Origin of the sequence: Pseudomonas sp. B20, from assembly GCF_020515755.1 — a bacterium.
GTDB classification, from domain to species: Bacteria; Pseudomonadota; Gammaproteobacteria; order Pseudomonadales; family Pseudomonadaceae; genus Aquipseudomonas; species Aquipseudomonas syringae.
On sequence record NZ_JAHPJG010000007.1, the window covers coordinates 38,880 to 56,025 of the forward strand.

The 17,146-nt window shown below is 59.2% G+C and carries 12 protein-coding genes; all 12 read left to right on the top strand.

What is annotated here, in order from left to right; translation table 11 throughout:
- Nucleotides 1–655: 655 nt before the first annotated feature.
- The 12 genes from LIX91_RS09545 to LIX91_RS09600 all read left to right on the top strand — a co-directional run bounded on the left by LIX91_RS09545 (nucleotide 656) and on the right by LIX91_RS09600 (nucleotide 17,083).
- Nucleotides 656–1,972, top strand: a complete 1,317-nt coding sequence (locus tag LIX91_RS09545) for a nucleotide sugar dehydrogenase (protein WP_100072268.1) — start codon at nucleotides 656–658, stop codon at nucleotides 1,970–1,972.
- A gap of 100 nt (nucleotides 1,973–2,072) precedes the next feature.
- On the top strand, nucleotides 2,073–3,554 hold the full coding sequence (gene alg8, locus LIX91_RS09550; protein ID WP_002552255.1) for a mannuronan synthase: 1,482 nt from the start codon (nucleotides 2,073–2,075) through the stop codon (nucleotides 3,552–3,554).
- A gap of 40 nt (nucleotides 3,555–3,594) precedes the next feature.
- Nucleotides 3,595–4,767: an alginate biosynthesis protein Alg44 gene (locus LIX91_RS09555; protein ID WP_003408882.1), complete on the top strand. Its 1,173-nt coding sequence runs from the start codon at nucleotides 3,595–3,597 to the stop codon at nucleotides 4,765–4,767.
- Nucleotides 4,768–4,769: 2 nt separating this feature from the next.
- Nucleotides 4,770–6,182: an alginate biosynthesis TPR repeat lipoprotein AlgK gene (gene algK / locus LIX91_RS09560; RefSeq protein ID WP_003408880.1), complete on the top strand. Its 1,413-nt coding sequence runs from the start codon at nucleotides 4,770–4,772 to the stop codon at nucleotides 6,180–6,182.
- Complete coding sequence (locus LIX91_RS09565) at nucleotides 6,179–7,663, top strand: alginate export family protein (protein ID WP_003408878.1); 1,485 nt, start codon at nucleotides 6,179–6,181, stop codon at nucleotides 7,661–7,663. Before algK ends, LIX91_RS09565 begins: the two co-directional genes overlap by 4 nt.
- Nucleotides 7,664–7,689: 26 nt before the next feature.
- A complete protein-coding gene (algG, locus tag LIX91_RS09570) occupies nucleotides 7,690–9,300 on the top strand; it encodes a mannuronan 5-epimerase AlgG (RefSeq protein ID WP_003408876.1) in 1,611 nt (536 codons plus the stop codon).
- Nucleotides 9,301–9,314: 14 nt separating this feature from the next.
- Nucleotides 9,315–10,754 (top strand): alginate O-acetyltransferase AlgX-related protein, encoded by a 1,440-nt coding sequence (locus LIX91_RS09575; protein WP_003408874.1) that lies wholly within the window; start codon nucleotides 9,315–9,317, stop codon nucleotides 10,752–10,754.
- An 8-nt stretch (nucleotides 10,755–10,762) separates the two neighbouring features.
- Nucleotides 10,763–11,899, top strand: coding sequence for a mannuronate-specific alginate lyase (locus LIX91_RS09580; protein ID WP_003408872.1), 1,137 nt, complete (start codon nucleotides 10,763–10,765; stop codon nucleotides 11,897–11,899).
- A 190-nt stretch (nucleotides 11,900–12,089) separates the two neighbouring features.
- Nucleotides 12,090–13,646, top strand: a complete 1,557-nt coding sequence (locus tag LIX91_RS09585; RefSeq protein WP_003408871.1) for an MBOAT family O-acyltransferase — start codon at nucleotides 12,090–12,092, stop codon at nucleotides 13,644–13,646.
- 10 nt (nucleotides 13,647–13,656) lie between these two features.
- The gene (locus tag LIX91_RS09590; protein ID WP_103689188.1) at nucleotides 13,657–14,832 is read left to right on the top strand and encodes an alginate O-acetyltransferase; all 1,176 of its coding nucleotides are present in this window, start codon (nucleotides 13,657–13,659) and stop codon (nucleotides 14,830–14,832) included.
- Nucleotides 14,833–14,844: 12 nt separating this feature from the next.
- Entirely contained in the window at nucleotides 14,845–15,513 is a 669-nt protein-coding gene (locus LIX91_RS09595; protein ID WP_003408867.1) for an alginate O-acetyltransferase AlgF, read from the top strand.
- 118 nt (nucleotides 15,514–15,631) lie between these two features.
- Nucleotides 15,632–17,083 (top strand): mannose-1-phosphate guanylyltransferase/mannose-6-phosphate isomerase, encoded by a 1,452-nt coding sequence (locus LIX91_RS09600; RefSeq protein ID WP_003415201.1) that lies wholly within the window; start codon nucleotides 15,632–15,634, stop codon nucleotides 17,081–17,083.
- Nucleotides 17,084–17,146 lie beyond the last annotated feature (63 nt).

Here is a 17,146-nt window from a genome sequence, read left to right on the forward strand (position 1 = left end):
TTCAGCTTTTTGCAGTAGTGGCACTTTCGTACTCACCCCGCTACACCCCTTGCAAGTCGAGGCTTTTAAGAAAAAAGCCATCATCGCGATACCGCTCATGTCACAAGACGGATACACCAAAATCTGCAAATCAGGACGAGTGGCCAGGAACTAAATGCGAATTCGTACGCTCCTACATCCCGTAACAATTCTGGGCTGACGTGTAAGAGATCACTTACAGGTCGCCTTGGAAGAACGGGAAGTTACCGACAAGGAAGCCAGGTCCACGTGACCTTGGTGTCAGGTACCAGAACTAAACTCACATCACTAGTTGATGTTGTAGACAGGCGAAGCACCGGCCCGGTGCGACGCGCAGGATTCGAACAGGACGGCCCTGGCTAGCGCCAGAGGCAGGCTTAACGAGGTCCGCCGTCAATCGTCGAACAGGAGTGGTTTACTGCATCCAAGGAGAGCAGGGCCCTGACCGAAAGGACAGGTTACTTGCCGCTTGCACATAGTGTCATTTGAGTTCGCCTTACTTGTTTTGGGCACTCACTCATTAAATATGCCTGCGTTAGTTCTACGGCGTTGTTAGCCGTAAGGGACAGCGCGTGACATCTGCTGGCCAAAATTAATATCCAGCCAATCTATGGCGTGAAAAATCGAGGAGAATACGATGCGTATCAGCATATTTGGTTTGGGTTATGTCGGTGCAGTCTGTGCCGGTTGCCTGTCTGCCCGCGGTCACGAAGTAGTGGGTGTGGATATTTCCAGCACCAAGATCGACCTGATCAACAACGGCAAATCACCTATCGTTGAACCGGGTCTGGAAGAGCTGTTGCAGAAAGGTATCAGTACTGGAAAACTGCGCGGCACTACCGACTTCGCCGAAGCCATTCGCGCCACCGATCTGTCGATGATCTGCGTCGGTACGCCGAGCAAGAAGAACGGCGATCTGGAACTGGATTACATTGAATCGGTGTGCCGCGAAATTGGTTATGTCCTGCGTGACAAAGCCACCCGCCACACTATCGTGGTTCGCAGTACCGTCCTGCCGGGCACTGTTGCCAACGTCGTTATCCCGATTCTGGAAGACTGCTCCGGCAAGAAAGCCGGTGTTGACTTCGGTGTCGCCGTCAACCCTGAGTTCCTGCGCGAAAGTACTGCGATCAAGGACTACGACCTGCCGCCAATGACCGTCATCGGCGAGTTCGACACAGCGTCGGGCGACGTTCTGCAATCGCTGTACGAAGAGCTCGATGCACCGATCATCCGCAAGGACATCGCCGTCGCCGAGATGATCAAGTACACCTGCAACGTGTGGCACGCCACCAAGGTTACTTTTGCCAACGAAATCGGCAACATTGCCAAGGCCGTCGGCGTCGATGGCCGTGAAGTGATGGACGTGGTCTGCCAGGACAAGGCGCTGAACCTGTCCCAGTACTACATGCGCCCTGGCTTCGCATTCGGCGGCTCCTGCCTGCCGAAAGACGTTCGCGCCCTGACTTACCGCGCCAGCAGCCTGGACGTTGAAGCGCCCCTGCTCAACTCGCTGATGCGCAGTAACACCTCGCAAGTGCAGAACGCTTTCGACATGGTTGCCAGCTACGACACCCGCAAGGTTGCACTGCTGGGTCTGAGCTTCAAGGCCGGCACTGACGATCTGCGTGAAAGCCCGCTGGTAGAGCTGGCCGAAATGCTCATCGGCAAGGGCTTCGAGCTGAGCATCTTCGACAGCAACGTTGAATATGCACGCGTTCACGGTGCCAACAAGGACTACATCGAATCCAAGATTCCGCACGTTTCCTCGCTGCTGAACTCGGACTTCGACCAGGTCATCAATGACTCCGACGTCATCATCCTCGGCAACCGCGATGAGCGTTTCCGCGCCCTCGCCAACAAGACCCCTGAAGGCAAGCGCGTCATCGATCTGGTGGGCTTCATGGCCAACGCCACCAGCGAAGACGGTCGTGCCGAAGGTATCTGCTGGTAAATCAGCCGCAAGCCACAAGCGCCAGGCTCCAGGCCACAGGCTCAAGCAATGTGCTTGCAGCCTGGGGCTTGAGGCTCGCAACTGACTTAGGGATACGATTATGCAGAGGCTCAAGCACGGCCTGTTACAGGCCGCAGGTTGGCTGTTCTATTTAAGTTTACTCATGGGCCTTGCCGCGGCATTGCCTACCAGTATCTTCGACTCACAGTCGAAGAACTTTATATTCCTGATTGGCGCCGTTGGTATCTGGCGCTACTCGATGGGGATCACGCACTTCGTGCGCGGGATGATTTTCCTGTACATCGTCTACCCGCACTTGCGCCGCAAGGTTCGCAAGCTGGGCAGTGCAGCAGACCCGTCCCATGTATTTCTGATGGTTACCAGCTTCCGCATCGACGCGCTGACCACCGCACAGGTGTACAACTCGGTTATCCGCGAAGCCATCGACTGCGGCCTGCCGACGACGATCGTCTGCTCGCTGGTGGAAATGTCCGATGAGCTGCTGGTCAAGAGCATGTGGGCCAAGTTCAATCCGCCAGAGCGCGTCAAGCTGGACTTCGTACGCATTCCGGGCACCGGCAAGCGCGATGGTCTGGCCTATGGCTTCCGCGCCATCTCGCGTCACTTGCCCGACAGCCGCGCGGTGGTTGCGGTGATCGACGGCGACACCGTGCTCAACGAAGGTGTGGTCGCCAAGACCGTGCCGTGGTTCCAGCTGTTCGACAATGTCGGCGGCCTGACCACCAACGAGTTCTGTGAAGTGCGTGGCGGCTACATCATGAGCGAGTGGCACAAGCTGCGTTTTGCTCAGCGTCACATCAACATGTGCTCGATGGCCCTGTCCAAACGCGTGTTGACCATGACCGGTCGCATGTCGGTATTCCGCGCAACCGTGGTAACCGACCCCGAGTTCATTGCCGACGTGGAAAGCGACTCGCTCAATCACTGGCGTCTGGGCACCTTCCGCTTCCTGACCGGCGACGACAAGTCCAGCTGGTTCAGCCTGATGCGCCTGGGTTACGACACGTTCTACGTGCCGGACGCAGCGATCAACACCGTGGAACACCCGCCCGAGAAGAGCTTCCTGAAAGCCAGCCGCAAGCTGATGTATCGCTGGTACGGCAACAACCTGCGTCAGAACTCGCGTGCACTGGGTCTGGGCGTACGTCGCCTGGGGATCTTCACCAGCATCGTGCTGTTCGACCAGCGTGTGTCGATGTGGACCTCCATTCTTGGTCTGACCGTCGCCCTGATCGCCAGCTTCAAGTACGGCGGCGCGTTCCTGCTGATGTATCTGCTGTGGATCGGCATGACCCGCCTGATCCTCACCCTGCTGCTGTCCCTGTCGGGACACAGGATCGGGCCTGCCTACCCGATCATTCTCTATTACAACCAGATCGTCGGCGCGCTGATGAAGATCTATGTCTTCTTCCGCCTGGACCGCCAGTCCTGGACTCGCCAGGACACCAAACTAAGCCGCGACATGGCCAGCTTTCAGGGCTGGTTCAACACGTGGTCGTCCCGAACCATGACTTTCTCGGCTGGCACCATCTTCGTCGCTGTGCTGTTGACGATGGTTTGACCGGGCCAACGGATTAATTGCTTAAGTAGGAAAAATAGCCATGAATACAGCCGTGAATGCGAACGTCGTACATGAATCCGAAGCCCAGCGCCAACACGCGCGGATCAAGATCCCTGCCAAGCTTCGCCTGCTGAATGATCAGCCCAACGCGCCACTGGTACGTGTCGAAGACCTGTCGGCCGGTGGCCTGAGCTTCGTTGCTCCGTCCGGGCAGAAATTCAGCGAAGGTCAGATCGTCAAGGGACGCCTGCAATTCATCATCGACAACCTTGGCCTGGCCATGGACGTCGACCTGCAAGTGCGCTCGATCGACAACGCCAGCAACCGCATCGGTTGCCAGTTCCAGAACCTGGAACCTCAGGACATCGCTACCCTGCGCCACCTGATCACCTCGCACCTGTCCGGCGAAGTCGTCACCCTGGGCGAAGTGCTGGCCACCCTGCAGCGCGACAACTTCACCAAGGCACGCAAGGTCAAGGGCAAGGACGGCGGCATGAGCGCCATGGGTCGCCTGCGCGCCGTAACGTTCAGCCTGGGCGTGTTCATTGTCGGTCTGGCCGCTTTCGGCTTCATCTTCAAGACGATCTACGGCCTGTACTTCGTCAGCCACGCATCGGCCGGCCTGGTCACCATTCCAAGCATGGACGTGACCATGCCGCGTGAAGGTACCGTGCAAAGCCTGGTCGCCCAGAACGGCGAAGCTGCCAAAGGCGCACCACTGGCGTCCTTCAACACCAGCATGCTGGAAATGCTCAAGGGCAGCCTGACCGGTGAAGACCTGCAGCCAGCCAAGATCGAAGAGCTGTATGGCAAGCAGATGAGCGGCACCATGACCAGCCCGTGCGATTGCGTCGTGGCTCGCCAGCTGGTCGCCGACGGTCAGTTCGCATCCAAGGGTCAGGTGATCTTCCAACTGGTGCCACGCAACGCGCCGGCTACGGTTGAAGCGCGCTTCACTTATCGCCAGTTCAACGACGTCAAGCCAGGCACACGTGTCAGCTTCCAGATCGCTGGTGAAGACAAACTGCGCACTGGTCAGATCGTCAGCAGCACCAACCTGAGCGACGCCGACCTGTCCACCGACATCCGCGTGCAGATCAAGCCTGACGAAAGCCTGAGCAGCTCGCTTGCCGGTCGCCCTGTCGAAGTGGTCAGCGATCGCGGCCCGTCCGTGAACTGGCTGATCGATAAAGCCATGGCTGCGGGTCTGTAACCATGAACAGCCCACTACGACGCCTGTCGACCCCCACGCTACTGAGCCTCGCCGTCGCGCTCGGCCTGAGCGGCTGTGCCGGCCTGCCTGATCAACGCCTTGCCAATGAAGCCCTGAAAAACGGCGACACGGCATTGGCGGAGCAGAACTATCGGCAGCTGGCGGACCTGGGCTATAGCGACGCGCAGGTCGGCCTGGCTGATATTCAGGTCGCGACTCGCGACCCGGCTCAGCTCAAGCAAGCTGAGGCGACCTACCGCGCAGCAGCAGAAACGTCGCCTCGTGCGCAGTCGCGCCTGGGCCGTCTGCTGGCGGCCAAGCCCGACGCTACCGAAGCAGAACACCGCGAAGCCGAAGGCCTGCTGAAAAAGGCCTTCGCCAATGGCGAATCCGGCACGCTGATCCCGCTGGCGATGCTGTATCTGCAATACCCGCACACCTTCCCTGAAGTGAATGCGCAGCAGAAGATCAGCGAGTGGCGCGCCGCCGGTTATCCGGAAGCAGGTCTGGCTCAGGTGCTGCTATATCGCACCCAAGGCACTTATGCTCAACACCTCGATGAGGTCGAGAGCATCTGTAAACAGGCGCTGTCGGCAACGGATATCTGCTACGTCGAACTGGCCACCGTCTACCAGACACGCGGCCAGGCCGAGCAACGCACGGCCTTGATCGAAAAGCTCAAGAGCGAATACGCCGCTGGCCGCGTCAATGCCCAACGAGTGGACAGCGTCGCGCGCGTACTGGGTGACTCCACCATCGGTACACCGGACGAAAAGACCGCTCAGCAATTGCTGGAAAGCGTTGCGCCGGGCTACCCGATCTCATGGGTCACGCTGGCCAAACTGCTTTACGACTTCCCCGAACTGGGCGACGTCAACAAGATGATGGAATACCTGAACAACGGCCGTGCGGCTGACCAGCCGCGCGCCGAGCTGCTGCTTGGACGCCTGTACTACGAGGGCAAATGGGTCACGCCCGATGCCGTCAAGGCCGAGGAGCACCTGAAGAAAGCCACCGCAACGGAAATCTCGGCCCATTACTACCTGGGTCAGATCTACCGTCGCGGCTACCTGGGTCAGGTCTACTCGCAAAAAGCCGTGGACGAGCTGCTGACCGCCGCCCGTGGTGGCCAGAACAGCGCCGACTTCGCCCTTGCGCAGCTGTTCTCGCAGGGCAAGGGCACTATGCCCGACCCGGTCAACGCCTGGGTGTTCGCGCAACTGGCGCTGGCCAGTCAGACCCCGCAAGCGACCGAGCTTGCCGAGGCCCTCAACACACAACTGCCGCCTGAAAAGCTCGCCACCGCCAAAGACCTGTTGGCACGCGAGCAAAAAGTCCGGGGCGCTAACGCCACTCAGAACGCGATGGCATTGCAGGCCCTGCAAGAAGAAAAAGACGGTGAGGAAGCATTATGAAGTTGAATCCCCTGATGGCCGCCGGCATGGGCCTTGGCTTCACCCTGTTGTGGGCCTGCCCGACGCTGGCAGCGCTGACCGAACAACCGCAAAATTTCGGTATCGAAATCAAAGCCACGGCGCAGGCCGAGGATGATCGCGATCTGGGCACCCGTTCGGGCGGCGACGTCAATGGTGTGGGCCTGGACCTGCGTCCCTGGGTCTATGGCGAGCGCGGCGACTGGAGCGGTTACGCAATGGGCCAGGTGGTCACCGCCACCGACATCATTCAGACCGACCCGCTGGAGCAGAGCAACAGCGACGGCAGCGGCACGCAGACCTCGCGTGGCACTGCCAGCGAGCGCGAAGCCGACAAGACCTACGCGGCACTGCGTGAATTCTGGATCGGCTACAGCGGTTTCACGCCCTACCCCGGCGAGATCCTGAAAGTCGGTCGTCAGCGTCTGCGCAACGACGACGGTCAATGGCACGACACCAACATCGAGGCCATCAACTGGTCGTTCGATACCACACTGCTGCGCGCTGAACTGGGTGCTGCCCAGCGTTTCAGCGAATACCGCACCGACCTGACCGAACTGGCACCTGACGACGAAGATCGCAAGCACCTGTTCGGCTCGGTCAGCTATCAGTGGACACCGGGCAACTGGGCCGGTATCCGCGCTCACCACAGCGCTGACGACGGCAAGCTCAAGTCTCAGGGCCAGGTGGTAGATGATCTGGACAAGACCTCCAATGGCGATCTGACCTGGGTCGGCCTGCAGGCTGACAGCGATGCCTACAACTATCGCAGCAACACCAATCAGCTCAACTACTGGGGCAGCCTGACCTGGCTGAACGGAACGCGCGACGAAATCGGCGTGACCTCCGCTCCCAACGACCAGTTCATTGCCGGCGAAAAGAACAGCCGTGACATGAATGGCTGGGCCACCGACCTGGGCCTGCGCCTGCGCCTGGACCCGCAATGGCAAGTCGGCGCCGCCTACTCGCGCGCCAGCAAGGACTACGTCCAGAACGGTCTGGAAAGTAACCGCTCCAACTGGACCGGTACACGCTCGCGCATCCATCGCTTCGGCGAAGCCTTCCAGGGCGAAATGGCCAACGTGGAAACCGGCTCGCTGTTCGCCTCCTGGCAGATGAACGAGGAATACGACGCGTCGCTGATCTACCACAAGTTCCGTCGCGTGGACGGCAACACCGGTATCGGCGGCTCGGGCATCAACGCGGTGAGCGACAACCAGAACGGTACGTTCAGCTCGCTGCCACTGGAAGACGGCAGCAAGGACCTGGGTCAGGAAATGGACCTGGTCGTGACCAAGTACTTCAAGCAAGGCCTGCTGCCAGCCTCGTTGAGCCAGTCGTTCGATGAACCTTCGGCACTGGTGCGCCTGCGCGCAGGTGTCTTCAAGCCAGGCGACGCGTATCAGAGCAACGTGGACAGCTACATGCACCGCGCTGTTGTCGACGTTATCTGGCGCTTCTGATGCGAACCGCCAAAGGAGTGCCAGAGATGAACAGTCATACAAGCAACGGGCGTAGCCGGCACTGGCCGCACGCCCTGCTCGAAAGCGCACTGCTGACCAGCGCCCTGCTGATGGCCAGCGGTGTGGCGCTGGCCAACGCGCCTGTCGTACCCGACACACAGAAGGCGGTGGTCAAGGAGTTGCACCAGGCCAAGACCTACACCATCACCAGCCCGCCGACCGAGCCGCTGGAAATGGCCAAGCCGGTGCTGCCCGATCTCAAGGGCTACACCGCCGAAGCCGCCTTGAAAAAGATCGTGCGCAACAAGCCGGGCAAGGTCACTGTTTCGCGGATGATGGAAGAGACCGGCCTGAAGGAATTCATCGGCGGTGACAACAAGATGGCCGAATGGGTGAACCGTCAGCGCGGTATCCCGCAGGCCATCATGATTTCCGACGGCTACGTGAACCTGCAGGACCTGGCCAGGAAGGTGCCCAAGCAGTTCCTCAACGAAGTCTCGCCAGGTGTCTACGTGGCGCGCCTGCCGATCCTGATCAAGGAAACCGGGACCTTCGAGATCGACAGCAAGACCAAGGAATTGCGTCTGTCTCAGGAAAAGGGCTCGTTCATCGTCAGTGAAGGCAAGATGCTGATCACTCACACTCAGGTCAACGCCTGGAGTGAAACCCGCAACGGCCTGGCGACCTATCGCAAGCCTGACGAGTTTCGTCCTTTCCTGCTGACCTGGGGTGGCTCGGAAACCTGGATCGCCAATACCAAAATGGCGAGCATGGGCTACGACCAGAGCAAGTCCTACGGCATCAGTATTTCCCAGTACACGCCCAACACCGCGAAGGTGCTCAAGCGTCCCGAACCGACGGGCTGGATCATCGATTCAGAGTTCTCGGACATGTGGTACGGCTTCTACTGCTATGAAACCCGCGACTTCGTGGTCAAGGGCAACACCTACCGCGACAACATCATTTACGGCATTGACCCGCACGACCGTTCGCACGGTCTGATCATCGCCGAAAACGACGTTTACGGGACCAAGAAGAAGCACGGGATCATCATTTCCCGGGAAGTGGACAACAGCTTCATCTTCCGCAACAAGAGCCACAACAACAAATTGTCCGGCGTGGTTCTGGACCGTAACAGCGTCGGCAACATCGTCGCCTACAACGAGATTTACCAGAACCACACCGACGGCATCACCCTGTACGAAAGCGGCAACAACCTGCTGTGGGGCAATCGCGTGATCGCCAACCGCCGCCACGGTATCCGCGTGCGTAACAGTGTGAACATCAAGCTGTACGAGAACGTCGCCATGGGCAACGGCCTGATGGGCGTTTACGGCCACATCAAGGACTTGAGCGACACCGACCGCGACATCGAGCTCGATCCGTTCGACGCTCAGGTCTCGCTGATCATGGTCGGCGGCGAACTGTCCAGCAACGGCTCCGGCCCGCTGTCCATCGATTCGCCACTGAGTGTCGAGCTGTATCGCGTCTCGATGCTGATGCCTACCAAAGAAGTCGGTATCAGCCTCAACGGCGTCCTCGGTGAGCGCCAGGACGAAATCCTCGACCTGCTGGTACGCCAGAAGAAAGCCGTATTGATCGACCCCGTCGAAAGCCAGACCGAGCTGCGGGAATGAGGAAGGGTATTGTTATGCACGCACATCTGATCAAGCTGTTGAGCCTGTCCAGCCTCACCGCCGCCTTGATGGCCGCCGCGGGTGTCGCTCGGGCAGACGACTCGCAAGCACCGACGTTCAAGGCCGAGCCTTGCTGCTCGCTGTGCCCGGCCGCGCATGACGCGAAAAACTACACCACGCGCTATCAGCAGAACTTCACCACGCTGGTCCAGGCGCAGGGCGACTGGCTGTTCCGGACTCAGGAAGACCTGCGCACCGAGTTCGATACCACGCCTGCCGGCTATCGCCGCATGAAAGAACTGCACGATGCGTTCAAGAGCAAAGGCGTCGAGCTGGTCGTGGTGTATCAGCCGACCCGTGGTCTGGTGGATCGCAACAAGCTGTTCCCGGCCGAACGCGACAAGTTCGACTACGACAAGGCGCTGAAAAACTATCAGGCCATGCTCGGTCGCTTCAGCAAGATGGGCTACTGGGTCCCAGACCTGTCGCCGTTGACCAACGAGCAGCAGGCGCACGACTTCTACTTCCGCGGTGACCAGCACTGGACGCCGTATGGCGCGCAGCGTACGGCGAAGATCGTTGCCGAAACCGTGAAGAAAGTTCCGGGTTACAGCGACATCCCCAAGCGTGAGTTCGAAAGCCATATTTCCGGGCGCATGGGCAAGACGGGCACTTTGCACAATATGGCGGGTCAATTGTGCGGCACCAGCTACGCGATCCAGTACATGGACCAGTTCACCACCGAGCCCAAGGGTGAGGCGGGCGACGGCGACCTGTTCGGCGATTCCGGTAACCCGGAAATCACCCTGGTCGGTACCAGCCACAGCGGCAAGAACTACAACTTCGCTGGCTTCCTGCAGGAATACATGGGCGCTGACGTGTTGAACGTGGCGTTCCCTGGTGGTGGCCTGGAAGGTTCGATGCTGCAGTACCTGGGCAGCGAAGACTTCCAGAAGCGTCCGCCGAAAATTCTCATCTGGGAATTCTCGCCACTGTATCGCCTGGATCAGGAGACCATCTATCGCCAGATGATGTCGCTGCTGGACAACGGCTGTGAAGGCAAGCCTGCCGTCATGAGCGCCAGCACCACCCTCAAGCCGGGCACCAACGAAGTGTTGGTCAACGGCAAGAATGGCATCAAGGACATTCGCAACGGCAGCAATCAGATCGACATCAAGTTTGACGACACCTCGGTGAAAGTCCTTCAGGCCAGGCTCTGGTACATGAACGGTCGCCACGAGGATCTGAAAATCGAGAAACCGGAAACGTCAGACACCGATGGACGCTTCGCCTTTGAATTGCGCGAGGATGAGGATTGGGCCAACCAGCAACTGCTGGCGCTGGAAATCCAGGGACCGGAAGCAGGCACGGCACCACAAAAAGTCGAAGCCAAAGTATGCAAACGCAACGTGTTCCCGAGCGCTGCGACACACACCGCTCAAGCCGGACTATGAGGTGACTTATGCAGACTCCTAAACTGATACGCCCTACCCTGCTGTCGATGGCAATCCTGTCATCGATGGCCTGGGCCACGGGCGCGTCCGCCGCACTGGTTCCACCCAAGGGCTATGACGCCCCGATCGAAAAAATGAAGACTGGCGATCACAACTTCAGCTGTGAAGCCATTCCAAAGCCCTACACCGACAAGCTGGTCTTCCGCAGCAAGTACGAGGGTTCGGACAAGGCACGTGCAACGCTCAATGCGGTATCCGAAGAAGCGTTCCGCGATGCGACCAAGGACATCACCACCCTTGAGCGTGGCGTCAGCAAAGTCGTGATGCAGTACATGCGCGACGGTCGTCCGGAACAACTCGATTGCGCGCTGAACATGATGACCACCTGGGCCAAGGCCGATGCGCTGGAGTCGCGCGAGTTCAACCACACCGGTAAATCCATGCGCAAATGGGCACTGGGCAGCATGTCCTCCGCCTACCTGCGTCTGAAGTTCTCCGAGTCGCACCCGCTGGCCAACCGTCAGCAGGACGCCAAGATCATCGAGACCTGGTTCAGCAAACTGGCCGATCAGGTGGTCAGCGACTGGAGCAATCTGCCGCTGGAAAAAATCAACAACCACTCGTACTGGGCTGCCTGGTCAGTGATGGCAACCGCTGTCGCCACCAATCGTCAGGACCTGTTCGACTGGGCCGTGAAGGAATACAAGGTCGCTGCCAATCAAGTGGACAAGGACGGTTTCCTGCCCAACGAGATGAAGCGTCGTCAGCGTGCACTGTCGTATCACAACTACGCATTGCCACCGCTCGCGATGATTGCCAGCTTCGCCCAGGCCAACGGCGTGGACCTGCGTCCGGAAAACAATGGTGCCCTGAAGCGTCTGGGTGACCGGGTTCTGGCCGGCGTCAAAGACCCTTCGATTTTCGCTGAACACAACGGCGAGAAACAGGACATGACGGACCTGAAGAAAGATCCGAAATTCGCCTGGCTCGAACCGTACTGCTCGCTCTACACCTGCAGCCCGGATGTGCTGGAAGAGAAACACGAAAAGCAGCCGTTCAAGACGTTCCGCCTGGGCGGTGACCTGACCAAGGTCTACGACCCCTCGCACGAGAAAGGCGACAAGGGCGATAACGACGGTTCGTGATTCACAGAGTTCTTTGTGGGAGCGAGCTTGCTCGCGAAGAAGCACGCCCAGGCGCTAAATCCGTAAGACCGGACCTCGCCTGAGCTGCTTCACCGACAAGTCGTAACGCGACGTGTTTTACCCCCCAATTTCAACGGGGGGTTTGGGGGGGCTTTGAGCCCTTGAATGTTGGACAAACGGAGAGATAAGGATGGTTTTCTCATCCAACGTGTTCCTGTTCCTGTTCATGCCGATCTTCCTCGGCCTGTACTACCTGAGCGGGCAACGCTATCGCAATCTGCTGCTGCTGATTGCCAGCTATATCTTCTACGCCTGGTGGCGAGTGGACTTTCTGGCGCTGTTCATCGGCGTGACCGTCTGGAACTACTGGATCGGTCTCAAGGTGGGCGCAGCAGGTGTGCGGACCAAGCCGGCACAGAAGTGGTTGCTGCTTGGCGTGATTGTAGACCTGTGCATTCTGGGCTACTTCAAATACGCCAACTTCGGCGTGGACAGCATCAACGCAGCCATGACCTCGATGGGTCTGGAACCGTTCATCCTGACTCACGTGCTGTTGCCGATCGGTATCTCGTTCTATGTCTTCGAGTCCATCAGCTACATCATCGACGTTTATCGCGGCGACACCCCGGCCACGCGCAACCTGATCGACTTCGCTGCATTCGTCGCGATCTTCCCGCACCTGATCGCCGGCCCCGTGCTGCGTTTCCGTGATCTGGCCGACCAGTTCAACAACCGTACCCACACGCTGGACAAGTTCTCTGAAGGTGCCACGCGCTTCATGCAGGGCTTCATCAAGAAAGTGTTCATCGCCGACACCCTGGCCGTGGTCGCCGACCACTGCTTCGCTCTGCAGAACCCGACCACCGGCGACGCCTGGCTGGGTGCGCTGGCCTACACCGCGCAGCTGTACTTCGACTTCTCCGGTTACAGCGACATGGCCATCGGTCTGGGTCTGATGATGGGTTTCCGCTTCATGGAAAACTTCAAACAGCCCTATATCAGCCAGTCGATTACCGAGTTCTGGCGTCGCTGGCACATCAGCCTGTCCACCTGGCTGCGTGACTATCTTTACATCACCCTGGGCGGCAACCGTGGCGGCAAGGTCGCGACCTACCGCAACCTGTTCCTGACCATGCTGCTCGGCGGTCTGTGGCACGGTGCCAACGTCACTTACATCATCTGGGGTGCCTGGCACGGCATGTGGCTGGCGATCGAAAAAGCGGTCGGTATCAACACCAAACCCTACAGCTTCAACCCGATCCGCTGGGCACTGACCTTCCTGCTGGTGATCATCGGCTGGGTGATCTTCCGCGCTGAAAACCTGCATGTCGCCGGTCGTATGTACGGCGCCATGTTCAGCTTCGGCGAGTGGCAGCTTTCGGAACTCAACCGCGCCAGCCTGACCGGTCTGCAAGTGGCAACGCTGGTGGTGGCTTATCTGACGCTGGCGTTCTTCGGTCTGCGCGACTTCTACCAGAATCGCGAAAAAGACACCGGCAAGAGCACCAAGGCCGACGGTCCTGCAACCGCACAACCGGGCACCATCAAGGCCGTTCCTGGCGACGCACCCGGCAGCCTGCACATGCCTGGCTACACCGTAGGCAGCGAAGCTCAGGTGCAACCGGCCTATTGGGAAGCCGACTGGCCACGTTACGCCATGCGCGCACTGATCCTGCTGCTGTTCGTGGCTTCGATTCTCAAACTCTCGGCGCAAAGCTTCTCGCCGTTCCTTTACTTCCAGTTCTGAGGAGACTGACATGACGCGTTCATTACGAATCCTCTACATCGCCCTCTTTCTGGGCATTCTGCTGGTCCTCGGGATCTGGTCGCTGCGCAGTTTCAGCACCTTCTCGACGTCGGCGGAAACCACTGTGCTCAACGGCAAGTGGACCAAGGCGGCGGAAACTCATTACGACGATGAGTTCCCGATCAAGCGTCTGGGCACCAACCTCTGGGCGGCGCTGGATTTCAAACTGTTCAACGAAGGTCGTCCGGGCGTCGTGCTCGGCAAGGACCAGTGGCTGTACACCGACGAAGAATTCGACGCAGTTGCCAACGGCGAGCAGAACGAAGCCGACAACCTGGCGATCATTCAGGGTGTGCGTGACGCGCTGGAAAAACAGGGCACCAAACTGGTCCTGGCGATCGTTCCGGCGAAGACCCGTCTGTACCCGGAACACATCGGTGACAGCAAGCCTGCCAGCCTGCACACCGACCTGTATCAGCAGTTCCACGCTCAGGTGGCCAAGGCCGGGATCTTTGCCCCGGACCTGCTGGCGCCGTTGCAAGCTGCCAAGCAACAGGGCCAGGTTTTCCTGCGCACCGACACCCACTGGACGCCAATGGGTGCCGAAGTCGCCGCGCAGCAACTGAGCGCCGCGATTGCCCAGAAAACACCACTGGAAGGCGAACCTGAGCAGTTCGTCACACAAGCCAAGGGAACCGAAGCCTACAAAGGTGACCTGACTACATTCCTGCCGCTTGATCCGCTGTTCAGCAACATGCTGCCCAAGCCGGACGAGTTGCAGAAACGCAGCACCGATCCGGTAGCAGGCGAAGCGGCAGGCGGTGACGCACTGTTCGCAGACAGCGACATCCCGGTGGGTCTGGTGGGCACCAGCTACAGCGCCAACCCTAACTGGAACTTCGTCGGTGCCTTGAAAGAAGCGCTGCGCAGCGATGTCGTCAACTACGCCGAAGACGGCCATGGCCCCATCCTGCCGATGCTCAAGTACCTGCAGACTGATGCCTTCAAGAACACCCCGCCGCAAGTGGTGATCTGGGAATTCCCGGAGCGCTACCTGCCGGCACACAACGATCTTGGCGAGTTCGATCCGAAGTGGATCGCCGAGCTGAAGAAATCGCGTGACACCCAAGAAAACGTGGCGCTCAACGCCAAACAATCCGAGTCGCCCAACCGGGCGCAAAACTGAGAGGACTGACTCATGACTTTCAACACTACTGCCAACCGTTCGGCCGCAAAACGCCTGTTCAAAACCTGCGCAATGGCCGCAGGTCTGGGCCTGATGTCCCTGCAGGCTTTCGCCGGTGACTCCGCCCTGTACGGCCCGACCGCACCGAAAGGCTCGACCTTCGTGCGTGTCTACAACGCCAGCAACGCCGAAATCAGCGCAGCCGTTGGCAACACCAACCTCAACGAAGTGGCGCCACTGGGCAGCACTGCGTTCAGCTTCATGCCGCAGGGCGACTACACCGCCAAGCTGGGCAGCCAGAGCCTGCCGGTGAAACTGGCGGGTGATCACTACTACACCATCGTCAACAACGCCAGCGGCAAGCCACAGCTGGTCGAAGAGCCACCGTTCAAGAACAAGCAGAAATCCCTGGTTCGTGTGCAAAACCTGAGCGACAAGTCCCTGACCCTGAAAACCGCTGATGGCAAGACCGACGTGGTCAAGGCTGTAGCGGCCAAAGGCACCGGCGAGCGTGAAATCAACCCGGTCAAGGTCAGCCTGGCGCTGTACGACGGCGACAAGAAAGTCACCGATGTGAAACCTGTGGCACTGGAGCGTGGCGAAGCCGCTGTGCTCTACATCACCGGCAGTGGCAGCAGCCTCTCGCCAGTGTGGGTCAAGCCACCGGTCGCTACCCGCTAAACGGATTATGCCGGTCGGTTCAGGGCGTCAGCACTGAACCGGCCAGCGCGGAACAAGAACAAGACAGAAACGACAGACACCTCGTACGGCCCTAATTGAATGCTTTTGGAGAAACAAAATGATTCCAGTTATCTTGTCAGGCGGTAGTGGTTCACGACTCTGGCCGCTTTCGCGTAAACAATTCCCTAAACAGTTCCTGGCATTGACCGGCGAGCACACCCTGTTCCAGCAAACCCTGGAGCGTCTGGTGTTCGAAGGCATGCAGGAGCCTATCGTGGTCTGCAACAAAGACCACCGGTTCATCGTCAACGAGCAACTCGCGGCACTGAACCTGGAAACCCAGGCGATCCTCATGGAACCGTTCGGCCGCAACACGGCACCCGCCGTTGCACTGACCGCCATGAAGCTGGTCAACGAAGGCAATGACGGCCTGATGCTGGTGCTGCCAGCGGACCATGTCATCGAAGACCAGAAAGCCCTGCAACGCGCACTGGCACTGGCAACCGTCGCCGCAGAACGCGGCGAAATGGTGCTGTTCGGCGTACCGGCCAACAAGCCGGAAACCGGCTACGGCTACATCAAGTCCACCGCCGATGCCCTGCTGCCGGAAGGCGTCAGCCGCGTGTCGCAGTTCGTCGAAAAACCTGACGAAAAACGCGCCAAGGAATTCGTCGAAGCCGGTGGTTACTACTGGAACAGCGGCATGTTCCTGTTCCGCGCCAGCCGCTTCCTCGAAGAACTGAAAAAGCACGATCCGGACATCTACGACACCTGCCTGCTGACCCTCGAGCGCAGCGTACAGGATGGCGACGCTCTTGAAATCGACTCCTCGACCTTCGCCTGCTGCCCGGACAACTCCATCGACTACGCAGTCATGGAAAAAACCCAGCGCGCCTGCGTTGTACCGCTGTCGGCCGGCTGGAGCGATGTCGGCTGCTGGTCGTCGCTGTGGGAAGTCAACGCCAAGGACGCCAACGGCAACGTCACCAAGGGCGATGTCGTTATCCAGGACAGCCGCAACTGTATGATCCACGGCAACGGCAAACTGGTGTCGGTGATCGGTCTGGACAACATCGTGGTCGTCGAAACCAAGGACGCGATGATGATTGCCCACAAGGACAAGGTCCAGGGCGTCAAACAGATGGTCGCCACCCTGAACGAACAGGGCCGCACCGAGACCCAGAACCACCTCGAAGTGTACCGTCCGTGGGGCTCCTACGATTCGGTGGACATGGGCGGTCGTTTCCAGGTCAAGCGTATCTCCGTCAAGCCGGGCGCCTGCCTGTCGCTGCAGATGCACCACCACCGCGCCGAACACTGGATCGTGGTATCCGGTACTGCGCAGGTCACCTGTGACGAGAACGTGTTCCTGCTCACTGAAAACCAGTCCACCTACATCCCGATCGCCTCGGTCCATCGCCTGCGCAACCCGGGCAAGATCCCGTTGGAAATCATCGAAGTACAATCGGGCAGCTACCTGGGCGAAGACGACATCGAGCGTTTCGAAGACATCTACGGTCGTTCGAACGCGCTGGAAGCGGGTGTGAAAACACAGACGATCGCTCGCTGACAGACGCTTTTAGCTGCAAGTAAGACAGCCCTCAGCGGCTCTTTGTGTATTTTGATATGCACA

What these genes read in the sequence shown, in the direction of transcription:
- LIX91_RS09545 (WP_100072268.1), top strand. Translation starts at nt 656, where the DNA reads ATGCGTATCAGCATATTTGGTTTGGGTTATGTCGGTGCAGTCTGTGCC.
- alg8 (WP_002552255.1), top strand. Translation starts at nt 2,073, where the DNA reads ATGCAGAGGCTCAAGCACGGCCTGTTACAGGCCGCAGGTTGGCTGTTC.
- LIX91_RS09555 (WP_003408882.1), top strand. Translation starts at nt 3,595, where the DNA reads ATGAATACAGCCGTGAATGCGAACGTCGTACATGAATCCGAAGCCCAG.
- algK (WP_003408880.1), top strand. Translation starts at nt 4,770, where the DNA reads ATGAACAGCCCACTACGACGCCTGTCGACCCCCACGCTACTGAGCCTC.
- LIX91_RS09565 (WP_003408878.1), top strand. Translation starts at nt 6,179, where the DNA reads ATGAAGTTGAATCCCCTGATGGCCGCCGGCATGGGCCTTGGCTTCACC.
- algG (WP_003408876.1), top strand. Translation starts at nt 7,690, where the DNA reads ATGAACAGTCATACAAGCAACGGGCGTAGCCGGCACTGGCCGCACGCC.
- LIX91_RS09575 (WP_003408874.1), top strand. Translation starts at nt 9,315, where the DNA reads ATGCACGCACATCTGATCAAGCTGTTGAGCCTGTCCAGCCTCACCGCC.
- LIX91_RS09580 (WP_003408872.1), top strand. Translation starts at nt 10,763, where the DNA reads ATGCAGACTCCTAAACTGATACGCCCTACCCTGCTGTCGATGGCAATC.
- LIX91_RS09585 (WP_003408871.1), top strand. Translation starts at nt 12,090, where the DNA reads ATGGTTTTCTCATCCAACGTGTTCCTGTTCCTGTTCATGCCGATCTTC.
- LIX91_RS09590 (WP_103689188.1), top strand. Translation starts at nt 13,657, where the DNA reads ATGACGCGTTCATTACGAATCCTCTACATCGCCCTCTTTCTGGGCATT.
- LIX91_RS09595 (WP_003408867.1), top strand. Translation starts at nt 14,845, where the DNA reads ATGACTTTCAACACTACTGCCAACCGTTCGGCCGCAAAACGCCTGTTC.
- LIX91_RS09600 (WP_003415201.1), top strand. Translation starts at nt 15,632, where the DNA reads ATGATTCCAGTTATCTTGTCAGGCGGTAGTGGTTCACGACTCTGGCCG.